We start from the raw sequence: 26604 nt of genomic DNA on the forward strand, positions 1-26604 counted from the left end.
GCTCCCCTCATGCGTACTCGCCCAGCAGACGCCAGCGCCCTGCCTCTTTGCACACGAGGAAGGCGGCGCCGTCGTCGGCGAGCACCTGGAGACGCACCCGGTACTGACGGACGGCGGGATCCCACCAGCCGGTGTCGACCGGCCATGCTGACGAATGATCCACGATCCGGCGCGCGCCGGACCCGGGGATCCGCAGGAGGGCAGGCGGTCTGTCGAGGCCTGCCGGCCGTGCGCTGACAGTCCCACCGGACTCATCGAGCAGTTCGATGGGAGTGTCGAGAACGCGCACGGGGTGAGGGGCAGGGATCGCGCCCGGCCAGGGGGCCTTGGGATCGCGTTCGGCGCGGGGCGTCTGCTGCCACGGCGTCCAGAGGGTCGTCTCCCCGGGATCCCGGCCTCCCTGCAGGCCGGGGACCAGCACGGAGTCGGGACCGAACAGGCCCTGCACCCGCTCGAGGCTGTGGGAGACGTCGCCTGAGCTCCCGTCGAGGAGGCTGCGCTGGGTCTCGAGCGGGGCGGCGAGCTCTGCCGCGGTGAGTGTGAGGAGCGCGATCCCCTCGTCGACCCCGAGGCCGTCTTCGGGCGCGGAGGAGGGGTTGGTCCGGGGGTTTCGAGGGCTTCGGGAGCTCAGCCATCCCTCTGCCTGCCAGCGGACCCGGTCCGCGACCCGGTTGTCGTCCATGTCTTCGAGCCGCCACGTCCGCTCGTGGTGCTCTCCTGAGGTTGCGGTGAGTCGGATCGTCACCTGGGTGCACGCGAGTGCGCGCCGTCGGACCGCGGCGAAGAGCTCGGCGGCGGCGCTGCGGGCGCGGAAGGCGAGGACGTCCGTGCGCGGTGTCGGAGGTTCGAGGGGCGCCTCGACGGACAGGTCCGCTTCGCGCGTGTGGTCGCGCAGCCCTCGATGGCCGAGGCCCCGTGCGAGTTCCCGCGCGCGCATCCCCAGCTGCCCGAACCGCGTTCCTACGTCCGCCGGATCGAGCAGTGCGAGGTCGCCCAGTGTGCGGAGCCCCAGCCGGGTGAGCACACTCACAAGGTCTCTGAGGTCCTCCGGATCGAGGGTCTCGTCGAGGAGATCTGCGGCTTCGAGTGCGTGGACGGGCTGCGCGGCGAGGAACTTCGGGGTGCGACCGGCCTCGACACGGGTGGAGGTGCGTGCGGCCAGGAGCGCGGCGAAGGGCGTGTCCGCGATCCCGGGCAGGAACTCCCAGCCGGTCGACTCCGTGAGCCGAGCGAGCAGATGCTCCACCGCCGAGGCCTCATCCGTGTGCACGTGCTGCAGGGAGTCGGCCGGAACGCTCACCGCTCCGGGCCCCAGCACGGTGAAGCGGGCGACTGCGGTGTCGAGGGCCTGAGTCGCTGCGACGAAGAGGCGGGCCTCCCCCTCCGGATCCCACGCTGCGAGGACCAGGCCCGGGCAGCGACTCCGAGCCGCTCGGGTCACCATGTTCCGACTGATCCCCAGTGCTCGGGCCGGCGCATTCGCAGAGACCACGCGGTTCGCCCGCATGACGGCGACGGGGTCCGTGGCAGACAGGTCCGCGTCGATCGCCGCTGCGAGCGCCGGCCAGTCGGGAACGATGAGGGCGAGGAGCCGCTGCGTCATGAGGCACCGGCGGAGCGCTCGGAGGTGTTCGAAGGGTCTGCGGTGTTCGAGGGGTCTGAGGCGCTCGAGGGATCTGGTGCGTTCGAGACGAGTCGGAGCGTCCCCGCGGGGACGCTGGAGGATGTGGGGGCGTCGGAGGAGGGAGAGGTGCGAGGCTGCGGGGTGGTGCGAGGCTGCGGGGTGGTGATCGCGCCGTGGGGGTCTGGGAGGACGAGGGTGTGCTCCCCAGTGTGCGCGCTGCGCAGGCGCAGGGTCCGCCTCCGCAGGCGGCCCGTGCCGCGGTCCGTTCCCTCCCAAGACTCCTCGAGGACTGTCAGGCGTTCGGAGCTGCCGGGGAACGCGCTTCCCCGGTCCTTCACTGCCCTACCGCCATTCAGCAGGATGAGAGTCGCTCTGCTGTCTCGGAGCTTGGCGGCGATCCGCGCCCTGTCCCCCGCCGAGGCGGAGAAGCCCGGGTCGACGACGAGCACATCGAAGGACTCCAGCAGGATCGACGTCACGCGCATCCAGTCCTGCGCAGGGGTGTCGAGACAGACGAAGCGCGACAGATCGACTCCCAGATCCCGCATGGCTGCGGCCGCCGGTGCTCCCAGCCCGATGCCCGCACACCACCCTCCGTCCCTGGTCGTCTCCGCGCAGCAGGCCAGCGCGAGGGAGAGCACGGCCCGACCGCTGATGGAGACGACTTCTCCCGGGGGAAGGCCTCCTCGGGCGAAGAGTCCTGCGAGTGCGGAGCTGACCGGCCGGGGGCGAGCTTGATCGATGAGGGCCGTCGCCGTGGGGATGCCCAGTGAGCGACTCAGCTTCTGCGTGAGTGCGCGCGCATCCGTCACTGCATCTGCAGCGGCGGTGGCGGGCGTGGGGGCGACGGACATACCTCCAGTATCGAACACACGTTCGAACGCGGCAAGTGTGCTGGTGTCGCTCACGCAGAGCTCTGCGTCTGCTCATCGCCCCGATGCTCACACAGAGTCCTCTCCGCGTCGAACAGCCAGGCGACTCCTGCATCGAGGGTGAAGCCCCACCCTCCGCCGATCGTCACGATGTCCGGCTCGCAGGGCCCCAGACGGGCGTTCGGGAGGTCGACGAGTGACGGGTGGGTGACGGTCGCTGCGGCCCTGAGGTCGGCGGGCAGTTCATCGCCTGCACGGAGAAGCGCGCCTTCTTCTGTGTGGAAGTCGAATCCCGACCCCGCGCGGAGAGCACCTGTGAGTGGCCGAGCGACGGCTCGGGTGATGCGCAGACGGTTCTCGTGGACGGCGATGTGGTGCGAGCGGCAGAGGAGGAGCATGTTGTCCATGTCGGTGGGACCGCCCTCGCTCCACATGCGGATGTGATGGGCTTCCAGGCTGTGACGACGGGTGCAGTCGGGGAACTGGCAGTGGAGGTCCCTGGCGGACAGGGCGATGCGCTGCTGAGGAGATGCCAGCCTGCGGGAGCGTCCCAGCGCAAGCACATCGCCGCTGGCGTCGACCAGGGCCCCGACCAGTTCGCCTCCACAGGCCAGGCGAGCAGCGGAGGCGGTCGTCAGCGGACCGCGCTCCGCCGTGTGGCAGCGTTCCCTGCATCCCTGTGACGTCCCCGCGGGGACGTCTGCGCCGCTGCCGGCGCCGAGGGCTTCCGGCGAGACGTGCACGACGACCGTGGCGCGTGCCGCGCGCCCCCGATCCTTCCGTGTCAGCTCATCCCGATGTTCCCGGATGACCTCGCAGAGGGCGTCGACCCGCGTCGCGCGATGTTCGGCGCGCACGGGCGGCTCGTCGGCTTCGTCGTCAGACTCATCCGCGCGCTCGAGGCGCTCGCGGACTGCATCGAGCGCTTCGAGGAGTTCGATCGCATCGGCCTCCGGCAGATCCAGGATGATGCGGGTCCGCCCGTACTGCTGGGTGGAGATGTGCAGAGAGTCCTGCTCCAGCCGACGAGGCAGACGAACGGCGACCTCAGCATCTTCGGTGGCCCCAGCATCTTCGGTGACCTCGGAGTCCTCACGGGTGGGAGCCTCGGCGGAGGGGGTCAGGGGGACCCGGAGCTCGGCGATGTCCTCCGGCATGCGGCCCACGAGCGATCCGAGCAGTTCCTCCGGATCCGAGGAGTCGAGTCGCCGGTAGGCGGCGACCATCGCGGAGATCTGGGAGGCGGTCGCGTGGCGGGTGATCTCTGCCGCTTCCTCGTCGTCGATGCGACCGCTCAGACGGGTGATCTCCCGCGCCTTGCTGAAGGAGATCCTCCCCTCCTCCAGCAGGGAGGCGACCTGTGGCAGATCGCGAAGGCCCCGCATGACCCGGATGTGCTCCCGTGCGGTGTGCGAATCCATCTCGCAGACGAAGGACACCCACTGGGCGAGGGTGCGGATTCCGATCCAGTGCGTCCATGCCTCTGATCGGTCGATCCGGTCGAGCAGCTGCAGGAACTGCGCCTGCTGCCGGGCGATACTGCCGGCGAGTCGACGCATCCGGTCTGCGATCTCCTGCGCCTCGTCGATCCCGACCGCGTCGTGAGGGCCGTCGGTGCTGAGTCCGTCGGTGCTGCCTGTCATCGCATCCTCCTGGGTGCCGCCGGGGATCCGCGACCTCGTCGTCGCGGGCGGGCTCCCCGATCTGCCGCTGTGCTGACACAGTAGAAGGAGGCACGGACACGGGAAGACGATCTTCTGACCTCACTGCTATGCACTCGATCATCATGATCGACAGATCAAGCGAACTGACCGTCTTCGTGGCTTCCGTGCGGACCCCTGCAGCGTCCCCGCGGGGACGGCAGTAGGCTGAAGCCCTTATGAAGGGCCTGAGCATCGTCTTCCACACGCCAGAGATCCCCGGCAACACCGGCAATGCAATCCGTCTTGCGGCCGTGACCGGAGCGCATCTGCACCTCGTCGAACCCCTGGGGTTCGACCTGTCCGACGCCAAGCTGCGGCGAGCAGGGCTCGACTACCACGACCTCGCGCACGTGACCGTCCACCCGACCCTGGAGGATGTGTGGGAGACGCTGGGTGAGCGCCGCGTCATCGCCTTCACGACGCGCACGCAGGACAGCTTCGCGGACGTCGCCTACCAGCCCGGTGACGTGCTCCTGTTCGGGAGGGAGTCCACGGGGCTGCCCGACGAGGTCGTCGACGATCCGCACGTCGACCTCCAGGTGCGGATCCCCATGCAGCCGTCCCGCCGGTCACTCAACCTTGCGAACTCCGCCTCGATCGCGGTCTACGAAGCCTGGCGGCAGCACGGGTACCCCGGCGGGGCGTGACGAAGCGATATGATCGGGGCGAACCGTTCGGGCTCAGCGATGCGCCTCCCCCAGGCCCGTCGTCGAAGCTCGGAAGCCTCCGCGGACGCAGCTGACTGCGGCTGCGGAAGCAGACACTGAAGACCAACGACGAAGGACATCGTCTCGCATGACTGATCCCACCACTCCCCGTGTCCTCACCATTGCAGGATCTGATGTGTCCGGAGGCGCGGGCATCGAAGCGGACCTCAAGATGATCAACGAGTACGGTGCGTTCGGCACCGCCGTCGTCACCTGCGTCGTCACATTCGATCCGGACGACTCGTTCGGGCACGCCATCAGCTTCCTCGACACGGACCTCATCGTCCAGCAGCTGGAATCCACACTCGCGATCCACGACTTCTCCGTCATCAAATCGGGGATGCTCGGGTCCGTCGATTCGGCGCTCGCCCTCGCCGGCCGTCTCCGTGAGAACGAGCTGCCCTACGTGTTCGATCCGGTGCTCGTCTGCAAGGGCAGCGGCACGATGGTCGACCTCAAGGACCTGTTCGTCGAGAACCTCGTGCCACTGGCGACTGTCATCACCCCGAACCTCGAGGAGGCGGCGACGCTGACCGACGCGGATCCGATCGAGTCGATCGACGAGATGGTCACGGCCGCTCGCGCGATCAAGGCGATGGGCGCCGAGCACGTCGTCGTGAAGGGCGGCGCGCGTCTGGCCGGACCGGACGCCATCGACGTCCTTCTCGAGGAGACGGAGTCGGGAGAGCGCATCACTGTTCTCACAGCACCGAAGGCGAACGAGAAGCTCGTGAACGGTGCGGGATGCTCCTTCGCCTCATCGATCGCGGCGGGACTCGCCACGGGTCTTGACGTCGCGGAGGCGGTCCGGAGCGCGAAGGCCCGGGTCGCCCACGGGATCGCCTCCTCGCTCGTGAACGCGACCGGGGTCGATTCGCTCTTCCACCCCGCCGCGCGTGTGCAGCCGCAGGAGGGACTGTTCGTGACAGTGGAGGACTACGGCGCGGAGGACTGAACGCTCAGACCGAATGACTGCGGGCCCGGAACCCTCGCGCAGAGGATTCCGGGCCCGCGGTCGTGCGAGGACGCGTTCAGCGGCGGCCGAAGCCCTTGTAGCGGTCCTTGAACTTCTCCACGCGGCCGGCGGAGTCGAGGATGCGCTGCTTGCCCGTGTAGAACGGGTGCGATGCCGAAGAGATCTCGACGTCGATCACGGGGTACGTGTTGCCGTCCTCCCACTCGAGGGTCTTCTCGCTCGTCGCGGTCGACCGGGTGAGGAACTGGGTGCCGGAAGCGAGGTCATTGAAGATGACCGGGCTGTACTCCGGGTGGATGTCCTTCTTCATTCTGAGTCCTTTGCTGTGAATTCTGATCAGGCCCTGATGCAGCTCGCGCTGCCTGCCAGTGCCCGAATTCCGCACTGGTCCGCGACCGACATGGAGGCCTGGCCCCGTAGGGCCGCGCGCGGACCGGCTACTCATTGTACACGGGGGCGGAGCACTCCTGGTCAGGAGAGCGCTCCTGGTTAGGCTGAGGGCATGAGCATTCTTCCCGAGTCCGTCACCACGTTCGCACTGTCCGAGGCAGCGGAGCGGCAGCCGCCTCTCCTGGGAGGCCCGGTCGCCCGAACCGCCGCCGAGGCCCCGGCCGCACTGCAGGACGCCCGCGCCTTCGCGATCGATCCGGACCTCGCGGACACCGCAGCGCTGATGGAGGCGTACGGCCTGCCTGCGGAGGCGTCCGCGAACTGTGTGGTGATCGCAGGGACGCGGGACGGCGATGAGCGCGTCGCGGCGTGCGTGGTGCTGGCGTCGACGCGTGCGGACGTGAACAAGCGGGCCAGGAAGCTGCTGGACGTGCGCAAGGCGTCCTTCCTGTCGATGGACCGGGCTGTTGAGGACTCCGGGATGGAGTACGGGGGCATCTGTCCGATCGGGCTGCCGGGCGGCTGGCGACTGCTGATCGACTCACGCGTGGTCGAGCAGGCGGAAGTGGTCATCGGCTCCGGGATCCGCGGGTCGAAGATCGTGCTCCCCGGTCCCGCCCTCGCTCAGCTTCCCGAAGCCGAGGTCGTCGAGGACCTCGCGGTCGAGATCGCCTGACAGAGGGGTCGCGAACCCGAGGCTCAGCGCTCGGAGGTTTTCCACAGCTCCTGATCGCTCTCTTCCGAAACTCGGGGAGAGCGTATAGATTGACGCTCACTGGCATCAATGCTGATGAGGTGGTCGTGAGTGGAGGAGTTCCGAACCGGCGTACAGCTGTGCCACGGAGCGTCTCGAGCGTCGCGCCCAGGTGAGAGAACTCGCCGAGCGCTGAGACTCACCGGTGCTGCATTGGCAATGCTGGCGCTGATCGGGCTGTCGGGGTGCTCGGGAGCAGCCGATGCCGCACCCACAGTCGGTCCCACTGCCGGTGCTGACGAGTCTGTGGAGCCGGCCGATTACGAGCCCACACTGCCGCCCTACACGAGCGACGTCGACCTGTCGGCCGAGGACGAAGCCGAAGTCGAAGAACTCCTGCTGCTGATTGATGAGTTTGTGAGCTATTCGTCTGGAATTGATGATTTCAACTCACAGGGGATCGCGAAGATATCACCACACTTATCGGAGGGTCTTGAAGAGGCTTACCGCAATACAGTGAGTGATGCCAACGAAAAAGGTCTTCAAGCAACAGGCAGTCTTGAGATTCAGGGCAGTGCAGTATGGGCGTTCGCGCGAGACGACTACGCCCATTTCGGTCTGTGTATCGAGTTTGACAGCTGGGGTCTTATCGATCCTGATACAGGATTGACCGCCGATGGAGAGTCGCTTGATGGCATCAGGTATCAGGTAGCCGAAATAGAGGCCGTTTCCAAGGAGACAACTTGGACTCTTCAGAACCTTCGCTTCGATGACGAGAGTAATGAATGTGCCTCGATTAGCTAGCAGCGTGATCCTCGTATCTGTGATGATCATCTTCAATCTACTCATGTTGAGCGAAGGGGTTCATGCATCCCAGAAACCAATTCAAACTGCGGGTCCAGACTGTAGCTTGTTTGACGGAGGCAAGGCTGAATGTCGGGGAAATGATGACGGCAGGGATGGCGACGGCGGCGGCGACCGCGGCGACCGAGGTGGCGGCGGCGGTGGCGGCGGCCCTCGAACGAATCCGGACCGCGATCCTGGGTCATGGTGCGAGATTCCAGAGGGCCAGGAGGCGACCATCTGCGAGCATGGCGATCCCGAGTCCGAACCGGATGGCGGCGGCAGCATCGCTCCCCCGATCCCGAGCGAGTCCGACTTCGCGACCTTCGATATTCCGCCCTCGACTCCTCATGCCCTCCCCGTCGACTGGACCGTCATCGGCAAGCCCACCGCCTTCTGGGCGGATGCGAGCGTCAAGGAGTTCTCCGCGGAGCTGCTGGGCTTCCCGCTGCAGGTGCGCGCGACACCGATCGAGTTCCATTGGGACTTCGGCGACGGGAACTCCACATCCGCGGAGTCTCCGGGCAGGGAGCCCAGCCACCCCCAGTACGGGTCGATCACCCATACCTTCAGCGACAAGGGCGACCGCACCGTCACGCTCACGACCGTCTACACAGGCGAGTACAACTACGGCGGCGGCTGGAGTTCCATCGCGGGAACCGCAGCAGTCCAGAGCGACGGCCTGTCCATGACCGTCTACCGCTATCACAAGTACCGCGTCGAGGATGACTGCAACGAGAACCCCTACGGCACGGACTGCGCTGCTGGGTGAGAGCTCTGCGCGGCCGGCTGAGAACCCGCTCTACTCCCCGATCAGGTAGTCGATGAGGAGCTCGTAGAACTGGGGAAGGACATTGTCGTCCAGGGGGACGGCTGCGTCGACCTGTCCCTGTGCCTCGGCGACGAACAGCGCGGGATCGTTGCAGTCCGCGTACCCCACCGTGCGCAGGCCGGTGGTGCCGGCGGCCCCAGCCCATCCGTGATCGGCGACGACCAGGTCCGGCGTCCTCTCCCCCGCCGACTGCAGTGCTTCGCGCAGCGCGAGCATCGGCTCGGCGAAATGCGTGTGCGGCAGACCGCCGTGCTGATGCCAGACATGCACGCGGTCGATCCGCCGCACGTCGCCGCCCACTGGGGCACTCACCCAGAGCGGTTCGGACTGCTCCTCGACCGGGAGACCCGCGATCGTGGCTCCACGCGACTCCGCCCATGCGGCCACTGCCTGGTGCACGGGCAGAAGCCCCGCCGGGTGACCCGTTGCGAAGAGGACAACCCCTCGCGCTTCCACGACCTCCAGCAGCACGGATCGCATCCGGTCCAGCGCGTCGATGCACTTGTCCGCAGAGATCGTGTCCACGCCTTCGACGAACCGTCGGTCATCGCTGATCCCGACTCTGTCGACCATGAGGTCGAACACTTCGTCATGGGTCCACTCCCGCAGGAGTGCGACGCCGAAGTCGAACTGCCTCTCCTGTGCGAGGAAGCGGCCGATGTGAGACAGGTTGTTCTCCCGCGGGGTCGCGACCCGACCCGTGATTCCCACGGCGTCGAGGTGCCGGGCCAGGACTGCGCGATCGGGCCGCACTCGGGGTGTGGACTCTCGCGGCGGCTGATGCATCGTCATGGAAGCGACTCCTTCTTCGAACTCGTCGATCTCTTCATTCGTCGATCTGGAGGGCGTAGCAGGCGACTGCCGTCGCCGCGGCGACGTTGAGGGAATCGACTCCGTGCGCCATCGGTATGAGGACGGTCGCGTCGGCCGAAGCGATGGTCGATCTCCTCAGTCCGTCGCCCTCGGTGCCCATGACCACAGCCACCCGATCGGGGGCGTCGGCCGCGAACTCCTTCACGGGGATGCTGTCCGCCTCGAGTGCGAGCGCCGCGACCGTGAAGCCGTTCTCCCGCAGCTCCCCCAGACCACTCGGCCATCGTGTGAAGCGGGCCCACGGCACTTGGAAGACCGTCCCCATCGACACGCGGATGGAGCGTCGGTAGAGGGGGTCGGCGCATTCGGGAGAGAGCAGGACTGCGTCGACGCCGAGGCCCGCCGCAGACCGGAAGATCGCCCCCAGATTCGTATGATCGACGACGTCTTCCACGACCACGACCCGCCGGGCGCCCGCCACCGTCTCTGCGACGGACACCGGGTCCGGACGCTCCATCGCGGCAAGCGCTCCCCGGTGCAGATGGAACCCGGTGACGTCTTCCACACTGGCGTCCGAGCCGACGAGGATCGGGGCGTCGGAGCTCCACTGCCCACCCAGCCGTGCCGCCAGCCGCGGGAACCACAGCCTGGTCATGAAGAACGACCGCGGCGTGTGCGACGCAGCGAGTGCACGGTCGATGATCTTGGTCGACTCAGCGATGTAGATGCCGTGGGAGGACTCGGTCGACGCGCGCAGCCGTACATCGGTCAGCTTCCAATACTCCGCGCTGAGAGCCGCCGTCCGTGCACACTCCGCTGCATCGTGGCCGACACCAGATCCCGCGTGACCAGAACCCGCGTCACCAGAACCCGCGTCGACGAACCTCAGACGCGTCGGGTCGATCCCCCACTCCTCTGCGAGTGCGAGGATCTCCGCATCAGTCGGTTCGGGCTTCTTCGGAGTGTTCACCGGGGCTTCCTCCCGCCGATCACAGGGCGAGGATGCGCCAGAACGCCACGAGGCCCAGGGCCACGATGATGACGCGCAGCAGGACAGGGCTCAGCTTCCGCGCCACGCGTGCGCCGAAGTACCCGCCGAACAGAGATCCGATCGCGATGAGCAGCACAGCGAGCCAGTGGATGCGGTCGAAGCCGACGATCGTGTAGACCGTGGCAGAGGTGATGTTCACGACGAGCACGAGCACGTTCTTCGCGCCGTTGATCCGCTGCAGGCTGTCAGGCAGGACCAGTCCCAGAAGGCCCACGAGGATGATCCCCTGCGCCGCCGCGAAATAGCCGCCGTAGATCGCGGTGAGGAGCACGATCAGGGTGACGAGCGTCCATCGGCCGGGCGACAGGAGCCCCATGCCCGCGGAAGCCGGAGCGACCTCAGCGACCTCCGCGATCTCAGCAGTCTTCTTCCGCCGCAGGAAGCGCTGCACCATCGGCTGGAAGACCACCAGCACCAGCGCCAGCACGATGAGGATGGGGACGATCGACTCGAACGTGTCATCCGGCAGGTTGAGGAGGAGGAACGCTCCCACCAGTGAACCGAGCAGCGACGCCGGCACCAGCTTCAGCAGCCGCCTGCCCTGGCCTCGGATCTCCTCGCGATACCCGAACGAGGATGCGATGCCGCCGGGGATCAGCCCGATCGCGTTGCTCATCGTCGCCGTGACCGGAGGGACCCCGAACGCGACGAGCGCGGGGAAGGTGATGAGCGTGCCCGAACCCACTGCGGCGTTGATCGCCCCGGCGCCGACCCCCGCGAGGAGGACGGCGATGATCTCGTAGATCTCCACGGATCAGAACTGCGCGCGAGCGGTGAAGCGCCCGTCCTGCTCGTGGAGGATGACGGGGACGTCGAACGTGGCGGTGAGGTTCTCCGCGGTCAGCGCTTCGTGCAGCGGACCCGCGGCCACGATGCCGCCGTCCCGCAGGAGCAGCGCGTGGGTGATGCCCTGGGGGATCTCCTCGACGTGATGGGTGACCATCATCGTCGTCGGCGCGCCGGGCGAGCCGAGGATCTCCGTGAGCGCCAGCAGGAGCTCCTCACGACCACCCAGGTCGAGGCCGCTGGCGGGCTCGTCGAGCAGGAGCAGCTCCGGGTCCGTCATGAGCGAGCGAGCGACCTGCGCGCGCTTCCGCTCGCCTTCGCTGAGCGTGCCGAACGGTCGGTGCGCGAGCTCGCCGATCCGGAACGCGTGGAGCAGGTCCTCTGCTCGCTGCACGTCGGAATCCTCGTACTCCTCGGTCCACCGGCCCAGCACTCCGTAGGCCGCGGTGAGCACGAGGTCCCGCACGATCTCCGAACCGGGCATCTGCTGCGCCAGATTGGACGACGCGAAGCCGATGCGCGGTCGCAGTTCGAACACGTCGACGCGACCCAGCTGCTCCTCGAGGAGGTGCACCGTGCCCGTGGTGGGGTGCATGCGCGCACCGGCGAGCTGCAGGAGGGTCGTCTTGCCCGCACCGTTGGGCCCCAGAATCGCCCAGTGCTCGCCTTCGCGCACCGTCAGGCTGAGATCCTCCAGGAGGATCGTCTGACCGCGACGGACACTGACCGAATCGAACTCCACCACTGCACTCATACCTGTCACCCTATACTTCCAGCGATGACCACGACGACACCCCTCCTCCCTGTCCTCTTCGCCACTGCGGTCACCGCACGGCTGGCGGAACGCACTGTCCCGGACGACGTGTCGGAGGCGTTCGTCTCCGCTGGTCTGCCGGTGCCTCTGGTCGTCTCCGACACGGTGTTCGCGCCGCCGGCAGGACCCGGCGCCGAGGTGCCTGCCGGGCTGCTCCTCTGGGCCGCCGGACTGCGCCGCGCCGGAGCGGTCCGGGTCCGTGCCGAGCCCGTGCACCCGTCTCTTCCGCTGCGGGTGCCGCGACTGGACCGCGACGGACGCCGGGCGACGGCGAGGGCCTCTGCGCGGACCCGCGCGCTGTGCGTCGTCGAGGACGCGGCCGGTGCGGCTCTGGCGGTCGCCGCCGTCGGTCTGGAGGGTGATGTCGCAGCCGTGTCCTGTGCACCCTCCGTGTTCGCCCCCGTCGACCACACGACCCCGGCCGAGGCCTCACGCCGCCTGCGCGAGTCCGTCATGCACGCGCTGAAGGCCGTGGAGTCGCACACGGACGCAGCGACCGTGCCCGTCGCCGATCTGCCGTGGCGCGATTGGCAGGCGGACCTCTCCGGGGATCACGACGACACCCAGCACACCGCTCTCGCGCTGCTCACAGGAGACCACGATGCGGCTCGCAGCCTCCACACGGCACTGCACGTGCACGGGAGCCTCTCGTCGCTCGCGGTGCCCGCGCAGACGGGAGGCCCCACGGTCGGCCCGGCGCTCGCAGAGGTCCACAGCGCGGCGGCTCGCGTCATCACCGCACTCACGCGGCATAGGATCGAACCATGACTGATCAGGGCCTGCTCGTGTTCGACGTCGACTCCACCTTCATCGAGGAGGAGGTCATCGAGCTGCTCGCCGATGCGACGGGACTCAGGTCCGAGGTCGCCGCGGTGACTGAGCGCGCGATGCGCGGTGAACTGGACTTCGCCCAGAGCCTCCGGGAACGGGTGGCGGTCCTCGAGGGACTGCCGGTGAGCGTCTTCGCCGATGCGGCAGCCGCCGTGACCCTCACCCGCGGTGCCGCCGAGGTCGTCGCCGCGGCTCATGCTGCGGGCTGGTCCGTGGCGCTCCTGTCCGGGGGCTTCACCACCGTCATCGAGCAGGTGACGCGTGGAATGGGGATCGACGAGGTCCGCGCGAACCATCTCGAGACCCGCTCAGAGGGCGCGTCCGAGGTCCTCACGGGCAGGGTCCTGGGAGAGATCGTCGACCGTGAGGGCAAGGCTCGGCACCTGCGGGAGATCGCCGACGCACGCGGCATCGACCCCACGCGCACGATCGCAGTGGGCGACGGCGCCAACGACATCGACATGCTCGAGGCCGCGGCGGTGGGCGTCGCCTTCTGCGCGAAGCCGGCGCTCAGGCCTCACGCGGACGTGATCGTGGACGACCGCGATCTCACGATCGTGTGGGAGGCGGCGCAGAGCGCGCTCACCGCCTGACGTGTCTCAGTCCTTGAAGTGACGGATGAGCTCTGGTCGGGCCGCACCGGCGACGCCCGGTGCATCCAGCGCGTCCCACGACTCCAGGCGGAACACCGCGATGGAGCTCGGTGGGAACCGGGGCACCTGTCCGGAGGCTCCGCCGTCGGTGACGTGCGCGACGACAGCGCTCACGGTCGGCTCGTGTCCCACGATGACGGCTCCGGACGCATCGGCGGGGATGGTCGCCATCGCCTCGGCCCAGTCATCCACCCAGCCGTTGTAGAGCGACGGCTCCCGGACCACAGCGGCAGGATCGATCCCGATGCCGGCGGCGACGGCCTCGGCGGTGGCGATCGTGCGGACTGCTGATGACGCGATGACCGTGTCGACCCCCGGTGAGTACGTCGCCAGATGCTCACCCATCCGACGGGCCTGGGCCCGGCCGGCGTCGCTCAGCGGCCGGTCGACGTCGTCGGTTCCGGCCTCGGCAGCGGGGATGGTATGCGCGTGGCGGGCGAGTACGAGGAGAGGCATGCTCTCACCGTACCCGCCCGCCACGGGGGTGTCAGCGGTCAGCCGACCGCATCGGAGTCCGCGTCAGGCGCCTGTCATGTGGAGGCCGCCGTCGACGTGGACCATCTCGCCGGTCGTCGCCGGGAACCAATCGGACAGGAGGGAGACGATCGCCTTGCCCGCGGGCTCCGTGTTCTTCTGGTCCCAGCCCAGCGGTGCGCGGTCCGCCCACATGTTCTCGAGGCCTTCGAAGCCGGGGATCGATGTCGCTGCCGTCGTCTTGAGCGGCCCGGCGGACACGAGGTTCACGCGGATGTCGTCCTCGCCCAGGTACTTGGCGAGGTAGCGGGCGGTGGACTCGAGGGCCGCCTTGGCCACGCCCATCCAGTCATACACGGGCCACGCGACGGTCGCGTCGAAGGTGAGTGCGACGATGCCTGCTCCGGGATTGAGCGCCGGCTTCGCGGCGACCGCGATCGACTTCAGCGAGAACGCCGAGACGTGCATGGCGTTGGACACGGACTCGAAGGGGGTGTCGAGGAAGACGCCGCCCAGTGCGTCCTTCGGCGCGAAGGCGATCGCGTGGACGATGCCGTCGATGTTGCCGCCCAGACGCTCGGGCAGTGCGGCGAGGTCGTCCTCGTCCGTTGCATCGAGCTCGATGACCTGAGCCGGCTGCGGAAGACGCTCCGAGATGACCGAGGTGATCTTCATCTGGCGCCCGAAGGAAGAGAGGATGACCTCCGCTCCCTGCTCCTGCGCGAGGCGGGCCGCGGCGAAGGCGATCGACGCCTCCGTGAGCACGCCGGTGACGAGGATGCGCTTACCGTCGAGGATTCCCATATGGGGGCCTTTCTAATCAGAGACCGTCGAAGGCGACGTCTGCCTTCGAAGAATGCTGTGGATCAGTGTCCCATGCCGAGACCGCCGTCGACCGGGATGACGGCACCGGAGATGTACGCGGCCTCGTCCGAGGCGATCCAGCGGACCACCTGCGCGACCTCGTCCGGCTCCGCGAAGCGCTTCGCCGGGATCTGCTGCAGGTACTCCTTCTGCTGCTTCTCCGGCAGCTCGTCGGTCATGTCGGTGCGGACGAAGCCCGGCGCGACGACGTTGGCGGTGATGCCGCGGGAGCCCACCTCGCGTGTGATCGATCGGGCAAGGCCCACGAGCCCCGCCTTCGACGAGGAGTAGTTGGACTGCCCTGCGACGCCGTAGAGACCGGAGACCGACGAGATGAGGACGATGCGGCCGAACTTCGCGCGGATCATGTTCGTGATCGCGCGTCGAGCCGTGCGGTAGGCGCCGCCCAGATTGGTGTCGATGACCGACGAGAACTCGTCGTCCGTCATGCGCATGAGGAGGTTGTCCGCGGTGATGCCCGCGTTCGCGACGACGACCTCGACCGCGCCCAGTTCGGCCTCGACGGTGGTGAACGCCTGATCCAGCGACTCCGCATCCGTCACGTCCGCCGCGACGGCGAGTGCACCCTCCGGCGCGTCGCCGCTGCGAGACGTGACCGCGATTCGATGGCCGGTGGCGATCATCTGCTCCGCGATCGTCCGTCCGATGCCGCGGTTGCCGCCGGTGACGAGCACGACGCGGGGGGTCGCCGCGGCCTCTCCGGCGCTCGGGGTGGTCTGAGTCATTGTCATCGCTCCTGGGCGGGTCGAGGTGAGCCGCAGGTCGTACACGGACTGCGGGAGGGCATGAACAGGGACCACACTATCGGAGATAGAATGAGCAGTGGCTATGGTGGAGAACAGACCCCCGACCTCTGTCTCGGATGCACAGGAATCCGCTGACAAGGACTACGAACAGCGCGTGCGGCGCTACACGATCTCGATGATCATCCGAGTCGTGTGCCTGCTGCTCGCCTTCGTCGTCTCCGGTCCGCTCCGGTGGGTCATGCTGGGCGGTGCCGTCGTGCTGCCGTATATCGCGGTCGTCATAGCGAACTCCCGCAACGAACGGCTGGTGCACTACGAGATGACAGGCGTCGACGGTCCGCCGCAGCCGGTCCTGCCGGCAGAGGCGACCCCGTCGCCCGAGTCGACGGACCGCCAGCCCGATGCGCCCGACGTGCCGGACGCTTCGGAGGAGCTGCTGATCGTCGGCGAGGTCCTGGCCGACACACTGGACCGGGACACGCCGGAGGCGGCCCGCATGACAGACAACGAGGAGGACGAGGATGACAGCTGAGGCACCCGCGCTCATCTGTTCCGCGAAGGGCTGCCGCGGTGCAGCCGCCCACGCCCTGCTGTGGAACAACCCGTCGCTCCACACCGAGGAGCGGCGCAAGGTCTGGCTCGCGTGCGACGAGCACCGCGAGCACCTCGAGGAGTTCCTCACGCTGCGCGGCTTCCTCCGAGAGACGGTCGACGCCCATGCGATCCCCGAGGGCGCCGGATGAGGTTCCTCCTCTCCCGTCGCTGGCTGCAGTACTTCGCCTTCGCCGTCCTCGCAGCGCTGTTCTGCGGTCTCCTCGCATCGTGGCAGAACGACCGCCGCGAGGACCGGGATGCCGAGATCGAGCGCATCGAGAGGCACTACGGCGCACCGGAGGTTCCCCTCTCCGAGGTCCTGCCGGATGCGGATGCGCCGTTCGCGGAGCACGAGGAGTGGACGCACGTCCGGGCGACGGGCACCTACCGCGCGGACGAGTCGCTCGTCGCCCGCAACCGTCCCAAGGACGGCGGCGCGGGCTACTGGGTCCTCGTCCCGTTCGACGTGGAGGGCGGTGGCACGCTGCTCGTGGCCCGCGGTTGGGAGCCGGGTTCCGGTGCGGATGCGACCGCCGCCGAGGCACCCGCACCTCCCCCGGGGGAGGTCACGCTCTCCGCGTGGCTGCGTCCTGCCCAGGACGGTGACCCGGCGGAGAACACCGGCGAATCCGTCGTGGCGATCGATCCGCCGCTCCTCGTGGGAGACGACGCCTACGCGAATGCGTACGGGTACCTCGACGCCGAGGAGCCGGCCCCGGCCGCATCCCTCGAGGCCCTCCCCGTTCCGAACACGGACCCCGGCTCACACCTGAGCTACACGTTCCAATGGATCACCTTCGGCATCATGATCCTGGGCGGCGTCGTCTACGCCGCCAAGAGAGAGCGGGCTGCCATCCGCCGCGGTGAACGTGACGCAGAGATCGCGGAGGATTCCGTCGTGGACGGGGTCGAGTACGTCGTGGTCGACAAGGAAGCGCTGCGGGCCGGAGGTGTCAAGCGCCCCGGCCGCAGTCCTGCCGCGTCGCGGAGGGCCGCCGCGGCCGGCAGCCGCAGTCCGGAACCACGACTGATCCCACGCTCACGCAGGCGCGAGCAGGAGGACGAGGATGCGGCCCTCGACTCCCAGCTGGGTGTCTGAGACCCGGCCGGGTCTCAGACACCCGGCCGGGGCCGCGGTCCTCAGTCAGGTCAGTGTGACGAGGTCCAGGTAGGACTCCGACCAGTGGTCCTCGTCGCCGTCCGGCAGGAGCAGGACACGATCCGGATCGAGGGCCTGGACCGCACCCTCATCGTGGGTGACGAGCACGATGGCGCCCTCGTAGCGGCGGATCGCCGACAGGATCTCCTCGCGTGACGCAGGGTCGAGGTTGTTGGTCGGCTCGTCCAGCAGCAGCACGTTCGCGCTGGAGACGACGAGCGTGGCCAGTGCCAGTCGAGTCTTCTCACCACCGGACAGCACGTTCGCCGGCTTGTGGACGTCGTCTCCACTGAAGAGGAACGAGCCCAGCACCGTGCGCACCCCGGTGTCATCGAGGTGCGGTGATTCCGCCCGCATGTTCTCCAGCACGGACTTCGACATGTCGAGAGTCTCGTGCTCCTGCGCGTAGTAGCCGAGCTTGAGGCCGTGGCCGGGCAGGACCTCGCCGGAATCCGCATCCTCCACACCGGCCAGCAGGCGCAGCAGCGTCGTCTTCCCGGCGCCGTTGAAGCCCAGGACGACGACGCGCGTGCCGCGATCGATCGCGAGGTCGACGCCGGTGAACACCTCGGTCGATCCATACGACTGCGACAGGCCCGACGCTGTGAGGGGAACGCGACCGCAGGAGGCAGGCGCGGGGAATCGCAGGTGCGCGATCTTGTCGGCCGCACGCTCCGCCTCGAGGCCGGACAGCATCTTGTCCGCTCGCTTCGCCATGTTCTGCGCCGCGACCGTCTTGGTCGCCTTCGCACGCATCTTGTCCGCCTGCGCATGCAGCGCGGACGCCTTCTTCTCCGCGTTCGTGCGCTCCCGGCGGCGGCGCCTCTCGTCCGCCTCCCGCTGCTTGAGGTACTGGCGGTACGACATCGAGTAGATGTCGATGACCTGACGGTTCGCGTCGAGGAAGAACACCTTGTTCACGACCTCGTCGATCAGATCGAGGTCGTGCGAGATGATCACGAGCCCGCCGGAGTACGTCTTGAGGTAATCGCGCAGCCATGTCACGGACTCCGCGTCGAGGTGGTTCGTCGGCTCATCGAGGATCATCGTGTCCGGGGCGGCGAAGAGTATCCGTGCGAGTTCGACCCGCCGGCGCTGACCGCCGGACAGCGTGTCGAGCGTCTGATTCAGACGGTCCTCGTCGAGGCCCAGGTTCGCCGCGATCGAGAACGCCTCCGATTCCGCCGCGTAGCCGCCGGCCGCGACGAACTCCGCCTCGATGCGCGGATACTTGTCGATGGCCTTCTCCATCACCTTGGGATCCGGTGAGGACATCTGCTCCTCGGCGCGACGCATGCGCCGTGCGAGCACATCGAGTTCACGAGCTCCGAGGATCCGTTCCCGGCCGGTGGACTTCGGGTCGCCGGCTCGCGGATCCTGCGGGAGGTAGCCCATGGAACCGGAGCGGGACACCGTGCCGTCAGCGGGCTGCATCTCCTCCATGAGCACCTTGGTGAGCGTGGTCTTCCCCGCGCCGTTCCGACCGACGAGGCCTACGCGGTCCCCCTTGTCGACGCGGAACGACACACCCGTCATGAGTGTGCGCGAACCGACGACGACGCTGATGTCTCCTGCAGAGATCATGCGCGGGCCTCCCAACCGGTGCGGATCAAGTCCGCGAGCAGTTCCTGCGGACTGCGACCGGCGGACCGGGCGCGGGACACGATCGCCTCGGCGAGGTCGATGTCGAGCGGACACGAGACGACCACTGTCGAGGCGTCGGCCGACTCCACGGAGGCCTCCACCGGGACGACGCCCGGCTCCCCCATCCCGGGCCCGGCGGGGACCTGCGCGCCCGCGCGCATGGCCTCCGCGGCTCCGCGTGCGCGCTCGTCGGCGGCATCGTTGAGGGCATGCCCCGAATGGCCCTTCACCCATTCGAAGCGCACCCCGCGATTCGCGGCGCTCCGGGCCGTCATGAGTGCGTCGAGTCGTTCCATCTGGTCACGGTTGAGGACATCCTCCTTGTTGGCCTTCTTCCAGCCCTGGAGCTTCCACTTCGGCATCCACTTCGTGACTGAGTTGATGACGTACTTCGAGTCGCAGAGGATGTGCAGGTCATCGACGTCGGCGGCGGCTTCGAGGAGTTCGATGACAGCCTGCAGCTCACCGCGGTTGTTCGTCCCCGAGGGCCAGCCGCCCGCCGCCCAGCGCTCCTCGTCGATGTACCAGGCCCAGCCTGCGGGTCCGGGGTTGCCGAGGGCCGAGCCATCGGCGGCGGCGGTGAGGGTCACAGATTCTCCGTTTCGAGGTGGGGCGTGCTGCGAGGGCGTGCTCCGACGGCGACCGTCGGGGCCACACCATGCTACGGGAACGACGCAGAGGCCCCCACATCCGTCGGCACGTGTCAGTGCCGACGGTGCGGGAGCCCCTGCGCCCCGGTGATGCGGTGGATCAGATATTGAAGCCGAGCGCCCGCATCTGCTCGCGGCCGTCCTCGGTGATCTTCTCCGGTCCCCACGGCGGCATCCAGACCCAGTTGAGCCGGAACGCCGGGACGATCCCGTCGAGCACCTGGGCCACCTGGTCCTCGAGCACGTCGGTGAGCGGGCATGCTGCGGAGGTGAGGGTCATCTCGACGATCGCGACGCCCTCGTCGTCGACGCTGACGCCGTACAGCAGCCCGAGGTCGACGATGTTGACGCCCAGTTCGGGGTCCATCACGTCATAGAGCGCTTCGGTCACCTCGTCGGGCGACGCGGTGGAGGGTGAGTCGATGACATCGGGCATAAGTGATCACTCCTTCGTAGTCTCAGCTTGCGCGATCGCGTCCTCGAACGCCACCCACGCAAGCAGAGCGCATTTGATACGACCGGGGAACTTCGACACGCCCTGGAACGCGGCAGCGTCTCCCAAGAGGCTCTCATCAGGCTCGCCCCTGCCGCGTGAGTGCATGAGCTCGCGGAAAGCGGGTGCCGCTGCGCGGAAGCCCGGGACCCCCTGCTCCAGGAGCATCTCGCTCGCGACGGACGCGGACGCCATCGAGATGGAGCAGCCCGCTCCGTCCCACACCAGCGGAGGGTCCGTGCTGGTGGCAGTCCCGAACTCCACGGTGATCTCATCGCCGCAGGTGGGATTGACCTGATGGGACGAGCCGAAGCCGGCAGGCCGATCGTGTGCGGACGGTGCGCGCAGAGTGCCCTCGCCGACGCGCTGCTTCGCGTGGTCGAGGATCACCTGCTGGTAGAGCTGTGAGAGATCCGTCATGGTGTGCCTCGATCCAGGCCGAAGAACGGCCGGACGTCTCGGAGTGCCGCGACGAACTGGTCGACGTCTTCCCGGTCGGTGTAGACGGCGGCGCTGGCGCGTGTCGAGGCGGTGATGCCGTAGCGCCTGTGCAGCGGCTGGGCGCAGTGGTGGCCCACCCGTGCGGCGACGCCCTGCGCATCGAGGAACTGTCCGACGTCGTGGGCGTGCACGCCGTCCACGTCGAACGAGACGGATCCGATGCGGACGGCCGGATCCTGCGGGCCCAGGATACGGACTCCCGGAACCGACGCGACTCCCTCGAGCATGGCGGCGCCGACCGCGCGTTCATGCGCGGCGACGACGTCCATCCCGATCTCGCTCAGATACTCGACCGCCGCCGCGAGTCCCACGATCTGTGCGACGGGCTGCGTGCCCGCCTCGAACCGCTGGGGTGCGGGCAGGAAGCCCGACTCCTCCATCGTCACCGTCGTGATCATGGAACCGCCGGTGAGGACCGGCGGCAGGGCGTCGAGCAGCTCCTTGCGGCCGTAGAGCACGCCGACGCCGGTGGGCCCCAGCATCTTGTGCCCGGAGAACGCCGCGAAGTCCACATCGAGCTCCCGGAGGTCGAGAGGCAGGTGCGCCGCTGACTGGCACGCGTCGAGGACCGTGAAGGCTCCGACCTCACGTGCCCGTTCTACGAGTCTGGGGACGTCGTTGACGGTTCCCAGGACATTGGACACGTGTGTGAACGCGAGCACGCGGGTGGAGGCGTCGACGACCTCGGTCAGGTCGGTGAGGTCGAGGAATCCGTCGTCCGTGAGCGGGAGCCAGCGAAGCTCGGCTCCGGTGCGCAGCGCGAGCTGCTGCCACGGGACCAGGTTCGCATGGTGCTCCATCTCCGTGACGACGATCGAGTCCCCGGGACCCACGCGGAATCGCTCGGCCTCGGAACCGCCGAGTCCGGCGGAGGCGTTCGCGAAGCCGTAGGAGACCACGTTGAGCGACTCCGTGGCGTTCTTCGTCCAGACGATCTCCTCCACCGCTGCGCCCACGAAGCCGGCCATGGCCGAACGGCCGGCTTCGAAGGCATCCGTCGCCTCCACCGCGAGGCTGTGGGCCCCGCGGTGGACGGCGGCGTTCGAGCGGGTGAGGAAGTCCTGCTCCGCGTCGATGACGCACGTCGGCTTCTGAGCGGTCGCACCCGAATCCAGGTACGCGAGCCGTCTGCCGTTCATCGTGCGCTCCAGCAGCGGGAAATCACCACGCACTCGGGTGGTCTCGAGGGGATCCATCGACGCGTATCCGCTCAGGCCTCGACGAGGAAGCGGTCGTAGCCCTCGGACTCGAGGCGATCGGCCAGCTCGGGACCGCCGGATTCCGCGACGCGGCCGTTCACGAGCACGTGGACGTGGTCGGGGCGGACGTACTGCAGGATGCGCGTGTAGTGCGTGATGAGCAGGACGCCCAGATCGCTGTTCTCCTTCGCGGCGTTGACGCCCTCGGACACGACGCGCAGAGCATCGACGTCGAGACCGGAGTCCGTCTCGTCCAGGACGGCGAACTGCGGCTTGAGCATCTGCATCTGCAGGATCTCGTGGCGCTTCTTCTCACCGCCGGAGAAGCCCTCGTTCACGCTGCGCGACGCGAAGTCCGGGTCCATGCGCAGGTTCTTCATGGACGCCGACAGCTCCTTGGTCCACGTGCGGAGCTTGGGAGCCTCACCGTCGACCGCGGTCTTCGCGGTGCGCAGGAAGTTCGTGACGGTGACGCCGGGGACCTCGACGGGGTACTGCATCGCGAGGAACAGGCCCGCCTTCGCGCGCTCGTCCACGGTCATCTCGAGGACGTCCTCACCGCCGAGCGTGACGGAGCCGGAGGTCACCTCGTAGCGGGGGTGGCCCGCGAGTGCGTAGGCGAGAGTCGACTTGCCGGAGCCGTTGGGCCCCATGATCGCGTGGGTCTCGGTGCTGTTGATGTCGAGCGTGAGGCCCTTCAGGATCTCCTTCGCTCCCGTCTCCGTTTCGACGGAGACGTGCAGATCCTTGATGGAGAGAGTGGTCATGACTACCTCGTATTCGTGTCTGAGTGGAAGTGTGTCGTCAGCCGGCGACGTCGACGAAGATCTGTCCGTCGCGCTCTTCGCACGCGTAGACCTCGACGGGTTCGAACGCCGGCGGTGTCGTGGGTTCCCCGTTGCGGAGGTCGAAGGCGGAACCGTGCAGCCAGCACTCGACCGTGCATCCGAGGACGTCGCCCTCGGCGAGGGAGACCTCCCCGTGCGTGCACACGTCGTCGATGGCATGGACGGTCCCGTCCTCAGTCCGCGCGATGCAGACCTCTCGGTCCTCGACGATGATGCGCACAGCGGACCCGGCGGCCAGGTCGTCTGCTGCGAGTACGGGGACGAGGCTCACAGAACGCTCCGCGCGAGCTCTTCCTCGATCTTCTCGTTGAGAACGGATTCGATCTCCGGGATGCCGATCTTCTGGATCACCTCGTTGAAGAAGCCGCGGACCACGAGTCGGCGCGCTTCCTCTTCGGCGATCCCCCGGCTCATGAGGTAGAACAGGTGCTGCTCGTCGAATCGGCCGGTCGACGACGCGTGACCCGCACCTTCGATGTTGCCGGTCTCGATCTCGAGGTTGGGCACCGAGTCGGCTCGTGCGCCGTCCGTGAGGATGAGATTGCGGTTGAGCTCGTACGTGTCGATGCCCTCTGCCTCGGGACGGATGAGCACGTCGCCCACCCAGACGCTGCGGGCGTCCTTCCCCTGCAGCGCACCCTTGTACATGACGTTCGAGGTCGCCTTCGGGGTGTTGTGGTCGATGAAGGTGCGGTGCTCGAGGTGCTGGCCCGCGTCAGCGAAGTAGAGGCCCAGCAGCTCCGCTTCGCCGCCGGGGCCCCGGTAGCGGACGTTGGAGCCCAGACGGACGATGTCGCCGCCGAGCGTCACGGAGATGTGGCGGTAGTACGCGTCCTTGCCGACGAGCGCGTCGTGCTGCCCCAGGTGGACGGACTCGTCGTCCCACAGCTGCAGGGAGGCCAGCGTGAGCGAGGCGCCGTCCTCGACGACGACGGAGAAGAACTCCGAGTACCGTGCGCGGCCCTCGTGCTCGAAGACGACAGTCGCCTTCGCGTTGGCGCCGATCGTGAGCAGGACGTGGCCGTGGACGGTGTCGTCGCCCGTGCCGTTCGCGCGGATGACGACGGGGTCGTCGATCTCGGCATCCGGAGGGATCGAGTAGTGGGTGACTCCCCCGGCTCTCGCTGCGGCGATCGCTGCGGGACGGTCCTCGGGCTCGAGGATTCCGTGTGCGCGCGCCGCATCGAGAGTGATCGTCTCGACAGTCACCGCCTCGGGCAGGTCAGTGGTGATCGAGAGCGTCGCGTCCGATCCGCTGTCCTCGAAGAAGTCGGCCAGGCGCTTCACAGGGGTGAAGCGCCACTCCTCCTCCCGGCCGTTGACCGGCGGGAAGTCCGCGAGGTCGAAGCTGCGGGTGCGGTCCTGGCGGCCGTTGAGGAGGGCGGGCACGCCGGAGCGCGTATCCAATGTCTGTGTCATGTGTCTTAGGTCTCCTGGTGGTTCCGAGTGTGCTGAGCGAGGTCTGTGACGACCAGATCAGCCCAGGGAACCCTCCATCTGCAGTTCGATCAGCTTGTTGAGTTCGAGCGCGTACTCCATGGGGAGCTCACGCGCGATCGGCTCGATGAAGCCGCGCACGATCATCGCCATCGCCTCCGTCTCCTCCATCCCGCGGGACATGAGGTAGAAGAGCTGGTCCTCGCTCACCTTCGACACCGTCGCCTCGTGGCCCAGGGTCACGTCGTCCTCGCGGATGTCGATGTACGGGTATGTGTCCGACCGCGAGTCGTCGTCGACGAGCAGCGCATCGCACAGCACGTTGTTCGAGGACCCGTGCGCACCGGGGTGGATGTGGACGAGGCCTCGGTAGCCCGACCGGCCACCTGCTCGGGCCACGGACTTCGCGACGATCGATGACTGCGTGTGCGGCGCCGCGTGCACCATCTTGGAACCGGTGTCCTGGTGCTGGCCCGCGCCGGCGAAGGCGACCGACAGCGTCTCGCCGCGCGCGTACTCGCCCGTCAGCCAGATCGCCGGGTACTTCATCGTGACCTTGGAGCCGATGTTGCCGTCGACCCATTCCATGGTCGCGCCCTGCTCTGCGATCGCACGCTTCGTCACGAGGTTGTACACGTTGTTCGACCAGTTCTGGATCGTCGTGTAGCGGACGCGTGCGTCCTTCTTCGCGATGATCTCGACCACTGCGGAGTGCAGGGAGTCGGACTTGTAGATGGGTGCGGTGCAGCCCTCGACGTAGTGGACGTAGGAGCCCTCGTCCGCGATGATCAGCGTCCGCTCGAACTGCCCCATGTTCTCCGTGTTGATGCGGAAGTAGGCCTGCAGCGGGATCTCGACGTGGACGCCCTTGGGGACGTAGACGAACGAGCCGCCCGACCACACGGCGGTGTTGAGCGCGGAGAACTTGTTGTCGCCGGAGGGGATGACCGTCCCGAAGTACTCCTCGAAGATCTCAGGGTGCTCCTTGAGAGCCGTGTCCGTATCCATGAAGATGACGCCCTGGCGCTCGAGCTCCTCATTGATGCGGTGGTACACGACCTCGGACTCGTACTGCGCGGCGACGCCCGCGACGAGGCGCTGCTTCTCCGCCTCCGGGATGCCGAGACGGTCGTAGGTCGTCTTGATGTCCTCGGGGAGGTCCTCCCACGACTGCACCTGGCCCTCGGTGGAGCGCACGAAGTACTTGATGTCGTCGAAGTGGATGCCGGAGAGATCGGCGCCCCACGACGGCATGGGCTTCTTCTCGAAGAGCTTCAGCGCCTTGAGCCGGCGCTGGAGCATCCAGTCCGGCTCCTCCTTGATCTCGGAGATGTTCCGGACGACGTCCTCGCTGAGGCCGCGCTCTGCGGTCTCACCGGCCTCGTCCTTGTCGTGCCAGCCGTACTGGTAGGCACCGATGCCCTCGAGTTCGGGGTTGAGCTCGAGGATCCTGTTGGTCTCGGCGGTGTCGGTCACCGTGAACCTCCTTGTCTGGGGTCCGAGCCGGGCTCGCCGATGAGGGGGCGAGCCAGTGCGGACGTGGGGATGTGTGTGGTGCAGACGTGTGCGCCGCCCGCGAGGGTCGACAGGCGGCGCACGTCGACGCCGACGTATTCGGACAGCACCCCGAGCTCCGCTTCGCAGAACTCGGGGAAGCGCTCGGCCACGTTGCGGATGGGGCAGTGGCCCTGACAGAGCTGCATCGCCTCCATCGGCGTTCCGGCTGCCACCGGTGTCGCCGATGCTGCGAAGCCCTCCCGGTCCAGCGCCCGGGCGAGCCGACGCGAACGCTCTGCGACGGTCCCCTCCCCGTGTGCGCCGTTCCGGAAGTCGGGCAGACGATCGCGCAGGCGGTCCCGCAGACGATCCGTGTGCTGCCGGACGAACCCCTCGACGAGCTCCGGTCCGGCGGCATCCTTGACGTACTCGAGCACGTCGACTGCGAGTTCGTCGTAGGTGTGTGAGATCTGCGCGTGACCGGCAGATGTGACGGTGTAGTGACGAGCGGGGCGACCCCGTCCGGCACGCTGACCGGCGAGTGCTCGGACCTCGATGAGGCCTTCGTCGGTGAGTGCGTCCAGGTGGCGGCGGATGGCGGCTGCAGTCAGTCCCATCATCTTCGCCAGCGACGATGCAGAGATCGGCCCGTGGTCCAGGACGGAGCCCAGCACACGCTGGCGGGTCCTTCCATCATCGGTCGGCAACGCTTCTGCTGCGGTCACGGACACCTCCCCACCAGTTCGTACGCTCGTTTCTGCAACAAGTCTCTGCCCTAATTGTACTGATGTAAACGCTGGGGGCCACCGACCTTGTTCCAGGGAACGTGTCAGGTACCTCACGTCGAGGTCCCCGGGCGGCGCACGACCCGTGCGGATGTCCTCCCCA

The 26604-nt window shown here is 67.8% G+C and carries 31 protein-coding genes; 10 read left to right on the forward strand and 21 right to left on the reverse strand.

What is annotated here, in order from left to right:
- Positions 1 to 7 precede the first annotated feature (7 nt).
- From BJEO58_RS02335 to BJEO58_RS02345, 3 genes are read right to left on the reverse strand one after another with little or no spacing between them, the layout of a single operon-like run.
- A complete protein-coding gene (locus BJEO58_RS02335; RefSeq protein WP_101587416.1) occupies positions 8 to 1603 on the reverse strand; it encodes a DNA polymerase Y family protein in 1596 nt (531 codons plus the stop codon).
- Positions 1600 to 2478 (reverse strand): DnaE2-dependent mutagenesis accessory factor ImuA', encoded by an 879-nt coding sequence (gene imuA', locus BJEO58_RS02340; RefSeq protein ID WP_180951798.1) that lies wholly within the window; start codon positions 2476 to 2478, stop codon positions 1600 to 1602. Before imuA' ends, BJEO58_RS02335 begins: the two co-directional genes overlap by 4 nt.
- 50 nt (positions 2479 to 2528) lie before the next feature.
- Positions 2529 to 4139 (reverse strand): HNH endonuclease signature motif containing protein, encoded by a 1611-nt coding sequence (locus tag BJEO58_RS02345; protein ID WP_101587418.1) that lies wholly within the window; start codon positions 4137 to 4139, stop codon positions 2529 to 2531.
- A 236-nt stretch (positions 4140 to 4375) separates the two neighbouring features.
- On the opposite strand from BJEO58_RS02345, the gene BJEO58_RS02350 reads away from it, so the two are divergent.
- Positions 4376 to 4846, forward strand: coding sequence for a tRNA (cytidine(34)-2'-O)-methyltransferase (locus BJEO58_RS02350; RefSeq protein WP_101587420.1), 471 nt, complete (start codon positions 4376 to 4378; stop codon positions 4844 to 4846).
- Positions 4847 to 4994: 148 nt separating this feature from the next.
- Positions 4995 to 5861 (forward strand): PfkB family carbohydrate kinase, encoded by an 867-nt coding sequence (locus BJEO58_RS02355; protein WP_101587422.1) that lies wholly within the window; start codon positions 4995 to 4997, stop codon positions 5859 to 5861.
- A 76-nt stretch (positions 5862 to 5937) separates the two neighbouring features.
- Here BJEO58_RS02355 and BJEO58_RS02360 read toward each other — a convergent pair whose 3' ends face one another.
- Positions 5938 to 6192: a type B 50S ribosomal protein L31 gene (locus BJEO58_RS02360; protein WP_101587424.1), complete on the reverse strand. Its 255-nt coding sequence runs from the start codon at positions 6190 to 6192 to the stop codon at positions 5938 to 5940.
- Between the two features lie 192 nt (positions 6193 to 6384).
- Here BJEO58_RS02360 and BJEO58_RS02365 point away from each other — a divergent pair, with 192 nt between their 5' ends.
- The 3 genes from BJEO58_RS02365 to BJEO58_RS02375 all read left to right on the forward strand — a co-directional run bounded on the left by BJEO58_RS02365 (position 6385) and on the right by BJEO58_RS02375 (position 8581).
- Positions 6385 to 6948, forward strand: a complete 564-nt coding sequence (locus BJEO58_RS02365) for a YbaK/EbsC family protein (RefSeq protein ID WP_101587427.1) — start codon at positions 6385 to 6387, stop codon at positions 6946 to 6948.
- Positions 6949 to 7185: 237 nt separating this feature from the next.
- On the forward strand, positions 7186 to 7770 hold the full coding sequence (locus BJEO58_RS02370; protein WP_144573828.1) for a hypothetical protein: 585 nt from the start codon (positions 7186 to 7188) through the stop codon (positions 7768 to 7770).
- Between the two features lie 106 nt (positions 7771 to 7876).
- The gene (locus BJEO58_RS02375) at positions 7877 to 8581 is read left to right on the forward strand and encodes a PKD domain-containing protein (RefSeq protein WP_101587431.1); all 705 of its coding nucleotides are present in this window, start codon (positions 7877 to 7879) and stop codon (positions 8579 to 8581) included.
- A gap of 30 nt (positions 8582 to 8611) precedes the next feature.
- On the opposite strand, the gene BJEO58_RS02380 is transcribed toward BJEO58_RS02375, so the two are convergent.
- From BJEO58_RS02380 to BJEO58_RS02395, 4 genes are read right to left on the reverse strand one after another with little or no spacing between them, the layout of a single operon-like run.
- Positions 8612 to 9433 (reverse strand): phosphatase, encoded by an 822-nt coding sequence (locus BJEO58_RS02380; RefSeq protein ID WP_373270397.1) that lies wholly within the window; start codon positions 9431 to 9433, stop codon positions 8612 to 8614.
- Positions 9434 to 9467: 34 nt separating this feature from the next.
- On the reverse strand, positions 9468 to 10424 hold the full coding sequence (locus tag BJEO58_RS02385) for a TrmH family RNA methyltransferase (RefSeq protein WP_101587433.1): 957 nt from the start codon (positions 10422 to 10424) through the stop codon (positions 9468 to 9470).
- Positions 10425 to 10443: 19 nt separating this feature from the next.
- Positions 10444 to 11256, reverse strand: coding sequence for a sulfite exporter TauE/SafE family protein (locus BJEO58_RS02390; protein ID WP_101587434.1), 813 nt, complete (start codon positions 11254 to 11256; stop codon positions 10444 to 10446).
- 3 nt (positions 11257 to 11259) lie between these two features.
- Positions 11260 to 12045, reverse strand: coding sequence for an ABC transporter ATP-binding protein (locus BJEO58_RS02395; protein WP_101587436.1), 786 nt, complete (start codon positions 12043 to 12045; stop codon positions 11260 to 11262).
- 24 nt (positions 12046 to 12069) lie between these two features.
- On the opposite strand from BJEO58_RS02395, the gene BJEO58_RS02400 reads away from it, so the two are divergent.
- Both BJEO58_RS02400 and serB read left to right on the forward strand, forming a co-directional pair.
- Positions 12070 to 12873 (forward strand): hypothetical protein, encoded by an 804-nt coding sequence (locus BJEO58_RS02400; RefSeq protein ID WP_101587438.1) that lies wholly within the window; start codon positions 12070 to 12072, stop codon positions 12871 to 12873.
- A complete protein-coding gene (gene serB / locus BJEO58_RS02405) occupies positions 12870 to 13529 on the forward strand; it encodes a phosphoserine phosphatase SerB (RefSeq protein ID WP_101587440.1) in 660 nt (219 codons plus the stop codon). The genes BJEO58_RS02400 and serB overlap by 4 nt, the downstream gene beginning before the upstream one ends.
- 6 nt (positions 13530 to 13535) lie before the next feature.
- Here the strand turns inward: serB and BJEO58_RS02410 are convergent, their stop codons facing one another.
- From BJEO58_RS02410 to fabG, 3 genes are all read right to left on the reverse strand, one after another.
- Positions 13536 to 14045: a SixA phosphatase family protein gene (locus BJEO58_RS02410; RefSeq protein ID WP_101587785.1), complete on the reverse strand. Its 510-nt coding sequence runs from the start codon at positions 14043 to 14045 to the stop codon at positions 13536 to 13538.
- A 63-nt stretch (positions 14046 to 14108) separates the two neighbouring features.
- Positions 14109 to 14867, reverse strand: a complete 759-nt coding sequence (gene fabI / locus BJEO58_RS02415; protein WP_101587441.1) for an enoyl-ACP reductase FabI — start codon at positions 14865 to 14867, stop codon at positions 14109 to 14111.
- Positions 14868 to 14929: 62 nt separating this feature from the next.
- Complete coding sequence (gene fabG / locus BJEO58_RS02420; RefSeq protein ID WP_101587443.1) at positions 14930 to 15673, reverse strand: 3-oxoacyl-ACP reductase FabG; 744 nt, start codon at positions 15671 to 15673, stop codon at positions 14930 to 14932.
- A gap of 103 nt (positions 15674 to 15776) precedes the next feature.
- Here fabG and BJEO58_RS02425 point away from each other — a divergent pair, with 103 nt between their 5' ends.
- Genes BJEO58_RS02425 through BJEO58_RS02435 form a run of 3 tightly spaced genes read left to right on the forward strand, consistent with a single transcriptional unit; the run spans position 15777 to position 17387 of the window.
- On the forward strand, positions 15777 to 16226 hold the full coding sequence (locus BJEO58_RS02425; RefSeq protein ID WP_101587445.1) for a DUF3099 domain-containing protein: 450 nt from the start codon (positions 15777 to 15779) through the stop codon (positions 16224 to 16226).
- On the forward strand, positions 16216 to 16437 hold the full coding sequence (locus tag BJEO58_RS02430; protein ID WP_101587446.1) for a hypothetical protein: 222 nt from the start codon (positions 16216 to 16218) through the stop codon (positions 16435 to 16437). Before BJEO58_RS02425 ends, BJEO58_RS02430 begins: the two co-directional genes overlap by 11 nt.
- Positions 16434 to 17387 (forward strand): SURF1 family cytochrome oxidase biogenesis protein, encoded by a 954-nt coding sequence (locus tag BJEO58_RS02435; RefSeq protein WP_101587448.1) that lies wholly within the window; start codon positions 16434 to 16436, stop codon positions 17385 to 17387. The genes BJEO58_RS02430 and BJEO58_RS02435 overlap by 4 nt, the downstream gene beginning before the upstream one ends.
- A 45-nt stretch (positions 17388 to 17432) precedes the next feature.
- Here BJEO58_RS02435 and BJEO58_RS02440 read toward each other — a convergent pair whose 3' ends face one another.
- The 10 genes from BJEO58_RS02440 to BJEO58_RS02485 all read right to left on the reverse strand — a co-directional run bounded on the left by BJEO58_RS02440 (position 17433) and on the right by BJEO58_RS02485 (position 26441).
- Positions 17433 to 19031 (reverse strand): ABC-F family ATP-binding cassette domain-containing protein, encoded by a 1599-nt coding sequence (locus tag BJEO58_RS02440; protein ID WP_101587449.1) that lies wholly within the window; start codon positions 19029 to 19031, stop codon positions 17433 to 17435.
- Entirely contained in the window at positions 19028 to 19681 is a 654-nt protein-coding gene (locus BJEO58_RS02445; protein ID WP_101587451.1) for a ribonuclease H family protein, read from the reverse strand. Before BJEO58_RS02445 ends, BJEO58_RS02440 begins: the two co-directional genes overlap by 4 nt.
- 160 nt (positions 19682 to 19841) lie before the next feature.
- Positions 19842 to 20177 carry a metal-sulfur cluster assembly factor gene (locus BJEO58_RS02450; protein WP_101587452.1) on the reverse strand — a complete coding sequence of 112 codons (336 nt, stop codon included), beginning with the start codon at positions 20175 to 20177 and terminating at the stop codon, positions 19842 to 19844.
- A gap of 6 nt (positions 20178 to 20183) precedes the next feature.
- Positions 20184 to 20654, reverse strand: coding sequence for a Fe-S cluster assembly sulfur transfer protein SufU (gene sufU, locus BJEO58_RS02455; RefSeq protein WP_101587454.1), 471 nt, complete (start codon positions 20652 to 20654; stop codon positions 20184 to 20186).
- The gene (locus BJEO58_RS02460) at positions 20651 to 21931 is read right to left on the reverse strand and encodes a cysteine desulfurase (RefSeq protein WP_101587456.1); all 1281 of its coding nucleotides are present in this window, start codon (positions 21929 to 21931) and stop codon (positions 20651 to 20653) included. Before BJEO58_RS02460 ends, sufU begins: the two co-directional genes overlap by 4 nt.
- Before the next feature lie 14 nt (positions 21932 to 21945).
- A complete protein-coding gene (gene sufC, locus BJEO58_RS02465; protein ID WP_101587457.1) occupies positions 21946 to 22701 on the reverse strand; it encodes a Fe-S cluster assembly ATPase SufC in 756 nt (251 codons plus the stop codon).
- A 37-nt stretch (positions 22702 to 22738) separates the two neighbouring features.
- Positions 22739 to 23053: a non-heme iron oxygenase ferredoxin subunit gene (locus BJEO58_RS02470; protein WP_101587459.1), complete on the reverse strand. Its 315-nt coding sequence runs from the start codon at positions 23051 to 23053 to the stop codon at positions 22739 to 22741.
- A complete protein-coding gene (gene sufD, locus BJEO58_RS02475) occupies positions 23050 to 24201 on the reverse strand; it encodes a Fe-S cluster assembly protein SufD (protein ID WP_101587461.1) in 1152 nt (383 codons plus the stop codon). The genes BJEO58_RS02470 and sufD overlap by 4 nt, the downstream gene beginning before the upstream one ends.
- Before the next feature lie 57 nt (positions 24202 to 24258).
- Positions 24259 to 25695, reverse strand: a complete 1437-nt coding sequence (gene sufB / locus BJEO58_RS02480; protein ID WP_101587463.1) for a Fe-S cluster assembly protein SufB — start codon at positions 25693 to 25695, stop codon at positions 24259 to 24261.
- Complete coding sequence (locus BJEO58_RS02485) at positions 25692 to 26441, reverse strand: helix-turn-helix transcriptional regulator (RefSeq protein ID WP_101587787.1); 750 nt, start codon at positions 26439 to 26441, stop codon at positions 25692 to 25694. Before BJEO58_RS02485 ends, sufB begins: the two co-directional genes overlap by 4 nt.
- Positions 26442 to 26604: the final 163 nt, after the last annotated feature.

The organism is Brevibacterium jeotgali, assembly GCF_900169175.1.
In the GTDB taxonomy this organism is placed as follows: domain Bacteria; phylum Actinomycetota; class Actinomycetes; order Actinomycetales; family Brevibacteriaceae; genus Brevibacterium; species Brevibacterium jeotgali.

Excerpts from the sequence above, each read along its gene's own strand:
- BJEO58_RS02335 (WP_101587416.1), bottom strand. The coding sequence starts at position 1,603 with ATGACGCAGCGGCTCCTCGCCCTCATCGTTCCCGACTGGCCGGCGCTC.
- imuA' (WP_180951798.1), bottom strand. The coding sequence starts at position 2,478 with ATGTCCGTCGCCCCCACGCCCGCCACCGCCGCTGCAGATGCAGTGACG.
- BJEO58_RS02345 (WP_101587418.1), bottom strand. The coding sequence starts at position 4,139 with ATGACAGGCAGCACCGACGGACTCAGCACCGACGGCCCTCACGACGCG.
- BJEO58_RS02350 (WP_101587420.1), top strand. The coding sequence starts at position 4,376 with ATGAAGGGCCTGAGCATCGTCTTCCACACGCCAGAGATCCCCGGCAAC.
- BJEO58_RS02355 (WP_101587422.1), top strand. The coding sequence starts at position 4,995 with ATGACTGATCCCACCACTCCCCGTGTCCTCACCATTGCAGGATCTGAT.
- BJEO58_RS02360 (WP_101587424.1), bottom strand. The coding sequence starts at position 6,192 with ATGAAGAAGGACATCCACCCGGAGTACAGCCCGGTCATCTTCAATGAC.
- BJEO58_RS02365 (WP_101587427.1), top strand. The coding sequence starts at position 6,385 with ATGAGCATTCTTCCCGAGTCCGTCACCACGTTCGCACTGTCCGAGGCA.
- BJEO58_RS02370 (WP_144573828.1), top strand. The coding sequence starts at position 7,186 with ATGCTGGCGCTGATCGGGCTGTCGGGGTGCTCGGGAGCAGCCGATGCC.
- BJEO58_RS02380 (WP_373270397.1), bottom strand. The coding sequence starts at position 9,433 with ATGACGATGCATCAGCCGCCGCGAGAGTCCACACCCCGAGTGCGGCCC.
- BJEO58_RS02395 (WP_101587436.1), bottom strand. The coding sequence starts at position 12,045 with ATGAGTGCAGTGGTGGAGTTCGATTCGGTCAGTGTCCGTCGCGGTCAG.
- BJEO58_RS02400 (WP_101587438.1), top strand. The coding sequence starts at position 12,070 with ATGACCACGACGACACCCCTCCTCCCTGTCCTCTTCGCCACTGCGGTC.
- serB (WP_101587440.1), top strand. The coding sequence starts at position 12,870 with ATGACTGATCAGGGCCTGCTCGTGTTCGACGTCGACTCCACCTTCATC.
- BJEO58_RS02410 (WP_101587785.1), bottom strand. The coding sequence starts at position 14,045 with ATGCCTCTCCTCGTACTCGCCCGCCACGCGCATACCATCCCCGCTGCC.
- fabI (WP_101587441.1), bottom strand. The coding sequence starts at position 14,867 with ATGGGAATCCTCGACGGTAAGCGCATCCTCGTCACCGGCGTGCTCACG.
- fabG (WP_101587443.1), bottom strand. The coding sequence starts at position 15,673 with ATGACTCAGACCACCCCGAGCGCCGGAGAGGCCGCGGCGACCCCCCGC.
- BJEO58_RS02425 (WP_101587445.1), top strand. The coding sequence starts at position 15,777 with ATGGTGGAGAACAGACCCCCGACCTCTGTCTCGGATGCACAGGAATCC.
- BJEO58_RS02430 (WP_101587446.1), top strand. The coding sequence starts at position 16,216 with ATGACAGCTGAGGCACCCGCGCTCATCTGTTCCGCGAAGGGCTGCCGC.
- BJEO58_RS02435 (WP_101587448.1), top strand. The coding sequence starts at position 16,434 with ATGAGGTTCCTCCTCTCCCGTCGCTGGCTGCAGTACTTCGCCTTCGCC.
- BJEO58_RS02440 (WP_101587449.1), bottom strand. The coding sequence starts at position 19,031 with ATGATCTCTGCAGGAGACATCAGCGTCGTCGTCGGTTCGCGCACACTC.
- BJEO58_RS02450 (WP_101587452.1), bottom strand. The coding sequence starts at position 20,177 with ATGCCCGATGTCATCGACTCACCCTCCACCGCGTCGCCCGACGAGGTG.
- sufU (WP_101587454.1), bottom strand. The coding sequence starts at position 20,654 with ATGACGGATCTCTCACAGCTCTACCAGCAGGTGATCCTCGACCACGCG.
- BJEO58_RS02460 (WP_101587456.1), bottom strand. The coding sequence starts at position 21,931 with ATGGATCCCCTCGAGACCACCCGAGTGCGTGGTGATTTCCCGCTGCTG.
- sufC (WP_101587457.1), bottom strand. The coding sequence starts at position 22,701 with ATGACCACTCTCTCCATCAAGGATCTGCACGTCTCCGTCGAAACGGAG.
- sufD (WP_101587461.1), bottom strand. The coding sequence starts at position 24,201 with ATGACACAGACATTGGATACGCGCTCCGGCGTGCCCGCCCTCCTCAAC.